This is a genomic window from Geoalkalibacter sp. (genome assembly GCF_030604225.1).
Lineage (GTDB): Bacteria > Desulfobacterota > Desulfuromonadia > Desulfuromonadales > Geoalkalibacteraceae > Geoalkalibacter.
Genome location: NZ_JAUVWH010000131.1, coordinates 1 through 8,507 on the forward strand (window position 1 = coordinate 1; position 8,507 = coordinate 8,507).

At 60.5% G+C, this 8,507-nt stretch carries 8 protein-coding genes and 1 pseudogene; 7 read left to right on the forward strand and 2 right to left on the reverse strand.

The window, feature by feature from the left end:
* The 4 genes and pseudogenes from QAT43_RS12630 to QAT43_RS12645 form a co-directional block, all read left to right on the forward strand.
* Nucleotides 1-1,175: pseudogene (locus QAT43_RS12630) on the forward strand (hypothetical protein); the annotation flags it as partial.
* 21 nt (nucleotides 1,176-1,196) lie between these two features.
* Nucleotides 1,197-4,625: a pilus assembly protein gene (locus QAT43_RS12635; RefSeq protein ID WP_305043441.1), complete on the forward strand. Its 3,429-nt coding sequence runs from the start codon at nucleotides 1,197-1,199 to the stop codon at nucleotides 4,623-4,625.
* A gap of 179 nt (nucleotides 4,626-4,804) precedes the next feature.
* Complete coding sequence (locus tag QAT43_RS12640) at nucleotides 4,805-5,578, forward strand: Ig domain-containing protein (protein ID WP_305043442.1); 774 nt, start codon at nucleotides 4,805-4,807, stop codon at nucleotides 5,576-5,578.
* A gap of 5 nt (nucleotides 5,579-5,583) precedes the next feature.
* On the forward strand, nucleotides 5,584-6,078 hold the full coding sequence (locus QAT43_RS12645; RefSeq protein WP_305043443.1) for a GspH/FimT family pseudopilin: 495 nt from the start codon (nucleotides 5,584-5,586) through the stop codon (nucleotides 6,076-6,078).
* Between the two features lie 44 nt (nucleotides 6,079-6,122).
* On the opposite strand, the gene QAT43_RS12650 is transcribed toward QAT43_RS12645, so the two are convergent.
* Together QAT43_RS12650 and QAT43_RS12655 are read right to left on the reverse strand one after the other, a co-directional pair.
* Nucleotides 6,123-6,422, reverse strand: a complete 300-nt coding sequence (locus tag QAT43_RS12650) for a HepT-like ribonuclease domain-containing protein (protein ID WP_305043444.1) — start codon at nucleotides 6,420-6,422, stop codon at nucleotides 6,123-6,125.
* A gap of 29 nt (nucleotides 6,423-6,451) precedes the next feature.
* Nucleotides 6,452-6,745 carry a nucleotidyltransferase family protein gene (locus QAT43_RS12655; protein WP_305043445.1) on the reverse strand — a complete coding sequence of 98 codons (294 nt, stop codon included), beginning with the start codon at nucleotides 6,743-6,745 and terminating at the stop codon, nucleotides 6,452-6,454.
* A 270-nt stretch (nucleotides 6,746-7,015) separates the two neighbouring features.
* Here QAT43_RS12655 and QAT43_RS12660 point away from each other — a divergent pair, with 270 nt between their 5' ends.
* From QAT43_RS12660 to QAT43_RS12670, 3 genes are all read left to right on the forward strand, one after another.
* Nucleotides 7,016-7,435: a type IV pilus modification PilV family protein gene (locus tag QAT43_RS12660; protein WP_305043446.1), complete on the forward strand. Its 420-nt coding sequence runs from the start codon at nucleotides 7,016-7,018 to the stop codon at nucleotides 7,433-7,435.
* Nucleotides 7,436-7,447: 12 nt separating this feature from the next.
* Nucleotides 7,448-8,278: a PilW family protein gene (locus QAT43_RS12665; RefSeq protein WP_305043447.1), complete on the forward strand. Its 831-nt coding sequence runs from the start codon at nucleotides 7,448-7,450 to the stop codon at nucleotides 8,276-8,278.
* Nucleotides 8,279-8,295: 17 nt separating this feature from the next.
* Nucleotides 8,296-8,507: hypothetical protein (locus QAT43_RS12670; RefSeq protein WP_305043448.1), on the forward strand; the 212-nt coding region annotated here is incomplete at its 3' end.

The window sequence follows — 8,507 nt, forward strand, 5'->3', positions numbered from 1 at the left end:
AAGACCGGCGTTTCGGCAACACCCAGGGCTTTCCACAAACCACCACTGCCACGGATACCACCGTCCCGACCCTGGATGCGGGCAAGCTCACCAGCCCCGCCAACGGGTCTCAGCTCAACCCCCGGGGGCGCGGTCTCTACGCGGTCAAGCTCGGTGAATTCAGCGGGGGGACGTTCGTGCCCGCCACCGCGCCCAGTAAGCTCTGGGGCTTCACGGTTACGAACGATGCCGCCATGACCTTCTCCTTCCCCGGCGAGGTCGCGGCTCTCGATCTGTCCCACGACGGCTATGTCGATCGGTTTTACGCGGCCGATTCAGGTGGCCAGCTTTGGCGGGTCGATGCGCAAAGCGCCGACTCCGCCCAGTGGACGGTCAAGCGAATCTTCCAGGCCAACGGCGGCGCCGGCAGCGAAAAGGGGCGCAAGTTTCTCAGCCGGCCCTCCGTGACGGTGGAGCGCAACCGTCAGCCGATGATCTTCATCGGCAGCGGCGACCGCGAGCATCCCCTCAACGAAGCGGTGGTCGATCGCATTTACGCGGTCAAGGATCCCGCGGATCGCCCTTCGTCCCAAACGGCCTGGGATGGCGTGGCCCTGGTCGAAGCGCAGTTGGTCGATGTCACGGAAAACGTTTTGCAGGCCGAGACGCTGCCGGACACGGTCAAGGACGCGCTTGGGGTCTCGACCCTGGATGAGGCGGTGAACCAGACCCTGCAAGACCTGCGGAACAAGGATGGCTGGTTCATCAAGCTGAATCTGGAATCGCGCGCCGGCGAAAAAATTCTCTCGCCCGTCCTGGTCTTCAACAAGGTGGCCTATTTCACCACCTTCACCCCGGAAATCCTGGTCAATGACGATCCCTGCCAGACCAGCAACCTCGGCGTCGCGCGCCTGTACGCCGTGGATTATCTGACGGGCGAGGCGGTGAACAATTATGACAAGACCAATGACGGCCAGGAAACGGAAACCAACCTGCGCGCCAAGAGTTCCGACGGCAAGGTGCTGCGTCGCTCGGACCGCGAGCGCACCCTGGGCGGCGGCATTCCCTCAGGGGTGACGGTGGTGGTGTCGGAAACCGGTGAGCCGCGGGTCCTGGTCGGCTGCGACGGCGGCATCTGCCTGGAGGATGCCTTGCCAGGCGGGCGGCTGCATCCCTTGTATTGGCTGCAACGCTAGGTTTTTAATTGGGGGGATAAAATGAGGCTTATTTCCTTAGTTCTGGGGCTATTATTGGCGAGCGCCGCGCCTGTTTTCGCGGACCCCGACGATTACGTGGGCGACACCATCATTTTCGGCGGCAACACCGTCGAAATTTCGCCCAATGTGCTGATTCTGCTCGATTCCTCGACGAGCATGCGGGAGCGCATTCCCTACGTGCCCGGCTTTGATTATCCGGTGAAGAATTCCTGCGGCGCCAATGGCAAGGAGGCTTGCGAAAAGGACACGGTATACCGGTGCAACGGATCCCATTGGGATCCCGTCGAACAGGAATGCGTGGTGGGCAACCCGGAAAAGGACAAGGAAAAGTGGAAGAACGAGAGGGTCGCGTTCGATAAGCTGGTCAATTGCGTCGAGGGGTCGAACAACCTGGCGGAAAACGGCTACTGGCTGACCAGCAAGCTGCTGGGCAACAACGAATGCAGGGACGATCCCGGCAACAAGCAGTATTTTACCGGCAACTACATCAATTACCTGGAGTCCGCGCCGCGCAAAATCGAAGTTGCCCGCGACATCATCGCCGACCTGGCCGTCAAGACCGATGGCATCAACATCGGCTTGATGCGCCTCGACAATCAGGTTGGCGGCAAGGTGGTCGCGCCCGTCGAGATGCTGTCCACCCCCACCAAGGCCAATGCCTTCACCAGCGCCATGAAAGCCATTCCCGCCGATGGGGATTCGCCTTTGGCCAAGGCCCTGTACGAGGCGTCCCGGTACTATGCCGGCGACGGCGGCTATGCCTCGCCCATCACCGAAACCTGCCAGCGCAATTACGTGATCTTGATTAGCGACGGCTTGCCCAACAAGGATCTCGCGACCCCTCCCGCCGGCTTGTGTCCCCCGGAAGGCTGTTCGCCGACCTCTCTCTCCAGCGGGTGCGAAACCGATCCCATGCGCCTGGCGGCGGGACGCGACCTGATGGCGCCAGGCGTCAGTTACTTTGAGGATGTGGTCGATTACCTCTATCGCAATGATCATCGGCCGGATATGGATGGCACGCAGAACGTGCAGACCTATGTCGTGGGCTATGGCCTCAAGGGGGGCAACGCCTGCGTGCTTCCCCTGCTTGACCGGGGCATGGCCAAGGGCAGCGGCGGGCGCCTGAACAAGGCGTTTGTCGCCATGGACGACAACGATCTGGCCGCGCATCTGGAGCGCATCTTCGATCTCATCCGTGAGCACAAGACCTCTTTTTCCATTCCGGTGACGCCGCCAAGCCCCGAGAACTCCCATGCCTCGGGCAATCGTATTTATCTGGGCCTGTTTCAGCCACAAATTGACGGTTTCTGGTTCGGCAACCTGAAAAAATACGCCATCGACGACAAGGGCAGGATTCTCGACAGCAACAACGCGACGGCCACTTGGCCCGACGGTTCTTTCCGCCATAATTCGGTTTCTTTCTGGAGCGCAACCGGCGATGGCGGCGAAGTCACCCAGGGCGGCGCCGGCGCGCTGCTGCAGGCGCGCGACCTGACGAACAATTCCCGTCGCATCTTCACCAATCTCGGGGGCTCGAAGATCCTCAGCGATGCCGGAAACCGCTTTGACACCGGCAATGCCGCCCTCACCGCGGCCCGGCTCGGCGTCGCGGCGGCGGATCGGGACAAGCTGATCCGCTTCGTGCATGGATTCGATGCCTTCGACGACAACGGCAACGGCACCAGCACGGAAAAGCGTCCCTGGATTTTGGGGGATATCCTGCATTCCAGCCCGGTGGTGGTCCACTACAACAAATTCAGCTCCGCCCTGGAAAGCGATCCGAGCCTCAACCGGAGCTTGATTTTCGTCGGCGCCAACGACGGCCAGTTGCGGGCCTTTCGCGATGCCGACGGGCAGGAGCTCTGGTCCTACATCCCCGATGTACTGCTCGCCGACCTCCAGCACCTGCGGGACGGCAATCACACCTATTTCGTCGATATGAATCCTTCGGTGTTCGTGTTCGATGCCAACCGCAACGGCATCATCGAAAACGGCGATCGGGTGATTCTGGGGTTTGGCTTGCGTCGTGGGGGCGGCAAGGATCGTCTGGCCGCCGACCAGGTGCGCGGCGCCTATTACGCCCTGGATGTCACCAACCCCGAGCATCCCGAGCTTTTGTGGAGCCTCACCCGCGACACCCCCGGCTTCGCGGAGCTTGGCGAGACCTGGAGCCAGCCCGCCCTGGTGCGCATGAAGGCCCAGGAGGACGGGGTGCTCAAGGATATGCTGGTGGCCGTATTCGGCGCAGGCTACGACAACAACGAAGACCTGAGGTTCGGCAACACCCAGGGTTTTCCCAAAACCGGCGACCAGACCAATACCACCCTGGCGACCAACGATGCCGGTGCGGTGACCAGCAAGGCCGACGGCAAGCAGCATCACTCCCAGGGGCGCGGCATTTATGTGGTCAAGGTGGGAGAATTCAGCGGCGGCGCCTTCAATCGGGCCGAAAGCGTGAGTCGTATTTGGAGCGCCACCTTCGCCACACATAAGGAGATGACCTTCTCCTTTCCCACGGAGGTGGCCGCCCTCGACACCGCCCACAACGGCTACGTCGATCGTTTCTACCTCGCCGATACGGGGGGGCGTCTGTGGCGCATCGATGCATCCGCCGCCGTCCCCGCATCCTGGACGGTCGACATGATTTTCGAGGCCAACGCCGAGCACCTGGCGCAAAAGGGGCGCAAGTTCTTCTATCGCCCATCGGTTACGGTTGAGCGTAACGGGCAGGCGATGATTTTCCTCGGCAGCGGCGACCGGGAGCATCCCCTCAACGAGGGGGTAGAGGATCGGCTGTATGCGGTCAAGGACCCCCTTCAGCGCCCCAAGTCGCAAACACCTTGGGACGGCACGGCCCTCAACGAAAGCGATCTGGTCGACGTCACCACCAACATTTTGCAGGTCGATGCGCTCACCGAGGCCATGCAGGCTGAATTGGGCGTGACCACCGTCGATGAGGCGGTGGCCAAGATCCTCAAGAACCTGCGGGAGCGCGATGGCTGGTTCATCCGTCTGGATCAGCGTTTCGGCGAAAAGGTCTTGGCATCGCCCCTGGTCTTCAATAAAGTGGCCTATTTCACCACCTTCACCCCCCTGGTGCAGGAGGATGACCCCTGCCGCCCCGGCAACCTGGGCGTTGCGCGGGTTTATGTCGTGGATTATCTGACGGGCGAGGCGGTGATCAATTACGACCAGAGCAACGACGGAGAACTGACCGACAACAACGCCCGCGGTCAAACTCGGGACGGGAAGGTGTTGCGCCGCTCGGACCGCGAGCGCACCCTGAGCAGCGGCATCCCCTCGGGCGTCGGAGTCATGGTTCCCGATAACGGCAACCCGCTGGTGGTCATCGGCTGCGACGGCGGCATCTGCGTGGAAGACGCCCTGCCGGGGTCGCGCGTCCATCCTCTTTATTGGCTTGAGAAATAGGGCAGATGATGAAATGGTTCTTTTTGTTATTCATCCTGTGGGCAACCGCCGGGTTGGGTGGGTGTCGGGGCAGTGAACCCGAGAGCGCCCCTCCGGCCAACGTTGTAAACTCCGAAAGTGCCGAGGCCGTAACGCCCGCCTCCGCAACGAGTGACGCGGACTCTCGGGCCGGGGGCAGGGTGCGGTTCTTCCCCGATCCGCCGTCTTCCGCCGACGAGGTGCGCCTGAGCTTGTATCAGATCCCCGCGGAATACGCTGTGGCCTGGGAGCGCAATGGGCAACTCATCGAGGATGAGCATGGCGATCGTCTGCCCAAGGGGCGCCTGGTGCGTGACGATCTGCTGACCGCCCGCGTGCGTTTCGAGGGCGGCGAGGTGACGGCCGACACCCGGGTGATCAACAGCCCGCCCGAGATGCTCGCCATCAATTTCGCCGATGCCCGCATTCATCGCGGGGTCGATATCGTTCTTGAGCCCGTGGCTTTTGATGCCGACGGCGACCCCGTCAGTTTCAGCTACCGCTGGTGGCTCAACGGCGAGGAGCTTCACGGCCAGACGAGCGAGCGCCTGGCCGGGGATCTCTTCAGCAAGGGCGACCGCATCGCCGTGCAGGTCACTGCCGCCGATGCCTTCGCCGAGGGCAAACCTTTCACGGGACGTGAATTCGTGATCCCCGGCGCCCCGCCCAAATTCGTCACGGAACCGCCGCTGAATTTTCAAAGCCTGATGTATCAGTATCAGGCCCAGGCCGAGGATGCCGACGGCGACGAGATTCGCTATGCTCTTGCGGAAGCGCCGGAGGGCATGAGTCTCGACGACGCGAGTGGCCGCATCACCTGGAAGCTGGGTGGCGTGGCCCCCGGCGAGTACCGGATTCGCCTTCGCGCCGTCGACAGCGACGGCATGGAAGCCTTCCAGGAATTCACCCTGAACCTTTCCGTGGCGGAGCAATAAGGCTGATGCTTTTCTCCCGACGCGGATTCGCCCTCATCGAGGCGCTTGTGGTGCTCGGCCTCATCGGCATTCTGCTCAGCATCGCCACGCCCTACTATCAGGTGTACATGCAGAACGCCAGCTACCGCGCCGCCGCCCGGGAAATCGCCGCGACCCTGCGGCAGGCTCGCGCCGAGGCGGTGACGAAGAACCGGGAGCAGCGGGTTGAAATCAATTTGGCGAACAATGAGGTACGGCTAAGCCAAGGCAATGAGGCACGCGGTAGCAACGCCTGGCCGCAAGTGCAAAACTGGCGGACCTTTCCCACCCTGGTTGATCTGCGCGGGCTGGATGGCGACAACCAATGCACCGTTAACGCCGACACCCTCGATCTACGCTTCTTTCCCGACGGCACGGCAAGCAATGTCGCGGGCATCTGCGTGCAAAACCGCGCCGGCGAGCGCCGCTTCCTCGTGCAGCTGACCTCGCGCACCACTGGCCATGTGGCGGTGGGGCGGTAAGCCTGAACGTCTTGAAACGGTAAAGGTCAACGGTGGGTGATCGGTTATTGCCTCAGGCTTTGCTCCATGGCGGCTTTCAGTTCAGGGAGGCGGCTGTGGATGGTCTGCCATACGAGGTGGGCATTGACGCCGAAATAAAAATGAATCAGCTTGTCGCGCATTCCGGCAATTTGCTTCCACGGGATCTCAGGGTGTGTCTGCCGGATGTCTTCTCCAAGCTGCTTGACGGCCTCGCCGATGATTTCCAGTTTGCGGATGACAGCGCTCAGGGTTTTGTCATCCGTCTCGAAGGCATTGAAATCAAGACCGGCAACGAACGATTCGATGCTGACGATTGCCGCCAAAATATCCTTCAGTTACAGAGACTGATCCCTCATGGGTAAAGAACCTCCCGGAAAACCCTGTCTCGGATTTCCTTGCGCAAGGATGCCTTGGGTACCACATCGACCTTGCGGTGCAGCCTTTCTTCCAAATATTGACCGAGTCCTATCAGATCCAGCAAATCCGCCGATTCATCCAACTCAACAAGCAGGTCGATGTCGCTGAATGCTTTTTCCTCGCCTCGCGCCACCGAGCCAAATAGGCCGATTTGATTGACCTTGTATTTGCGGCTCAAGGTCGGTTTCAGGTCGCGTAATTGATCGAGAATTTGCTGGGCGCAGGCCATGAGAAAATCCTTGAATCATTAGGGATACGCCTAGAAACATAGCCAATCCCGCCAGCCAAGGCAAGCATCTGGCATTTGGACGCTGACAATTCTTGACTTTCACCTGCAAAAGGCCATGCAAACTTTGCATGGCCTTTCGTCCTTCCTGTTTTTTCACGCAAAAAATCATATGAAAATCAATAGCCTGGCAACATTCGCGTTGGCGGTATCAGATTTGCAGGAGGAAATGAGGCAAGGCTAACTTCGCTAATGTTCCGACGAGGCACACCCATGATTCTGGCTAACCAAAAGGGCTTTTCCCTCATTGAAATGCTCGCCGCGGTGACGGTTCTCGCCGTCGGTCTGCTGGCTTTGGCGGGCTTGCAGATGACCGCCATCCGCACCAACAGCCATGCCGCCAACCTCACCGAAGCCACGGCCCTGGCGCAAGCGGCGGTGGAACGCATTCAGGCGCTGGAGGGCGATCGGCCCTGGCTGCAATCCACACTTGTGGCTGCCGAGCCGACGGATCTGGCCGATCTGGTCGCCGGCTCGGCGTATGTGCTGATGGTCGATACGGATGTGGATTTCAACGGTGTGGACAATGTTACCAAGATCGACATCACCGTCGAGTCCCTCAATGCGGTACAGAAAGTCGGCGGCAACGCAAAGCAGACCGTCAGCTTGACGGTGCTCAAGCGCTACTTCTGAGGCAGGTTTGTGATGATGCGAAAGCTTCTCAACGATAATCGTGGGTTCACCCTGACGGAAATTCTTGTCGCCGCCGGTGTGATGCTGGTGATTATGGCCGGCGTCATGTCGCTGTATCTCGGCAGCCAGCGCACCGCTCGGGTCGAGACGGATTTCGCCGACGTGCAGGACAATCTGCGCCTGGCCCTGGATCAACTGACCAAGGATGTGCGTATGGCCGGGTTTCTGGTGGTGGGTGAACCCATAACCGATACCTCGGGAACCGCTTTTACCTTGCGCACCACCAGTCCGTTTCGGCGCTATGCGCGAATCACCGTGCCCGACGCATCCACCGCAGGCACCAAAACCTTTACCGTCTACTCCGACTCCATGGTCCAGCGTTTTCGTCCCGGCGACAAGGTGCGCATCATCCGCCCCCCTAATCAGGAACAGCCGGGCGAGGGCGTGGTCGGCGCGGCATTGGTATTTGACGTGAGCGCCATCGACGCCGATGTCCCAAGCATCAGCCTTTCAGGCTTTTCAGTGGGCACCGATTATGCCTATGCCGCAGGCGACATGATCGTGCGCGTGACTGAGGGTGCGCCGGTGGTCAGTGAGATCCGTTATCAGTTCAATCCCAATCCGGCCAACTCCCTGGCGCGTATCGTCAACGGCGGGGTTCCTCAGGTCCTGGCCCGTAATCTTACCGACGTAACTTTTGAATATGTGCTCAATGACGCGGATGAGGTTCAGACGGTCAGCGTGGTTCTCACTGGAGCTACCAGTCCCGAACCCGACCCGAACAACAATATCCCGCGGCGCACCCGCACGGTCCGAACCAACATTGCCGTCCGCAACATTTGAGTGCAAGGAAGGGTGCCATGATGCACGATTTGAAGTCTCCTAAGGTCTCCCAAAGGGCGAGAATTTGCCAACGCCTTATCGATGACAGCGGCATGGCGCTGGTGCTGTCCGTTGCCATGTTGCTGATTCTGACCGTTCTCGGCGCGGTGGTCTGGACGGCCAGCAATCGGCAAATCGGCGAAGCTGGGGAAAAACAGGCCAATCAGCAAACTTTTTTCGCCGCCCAGCG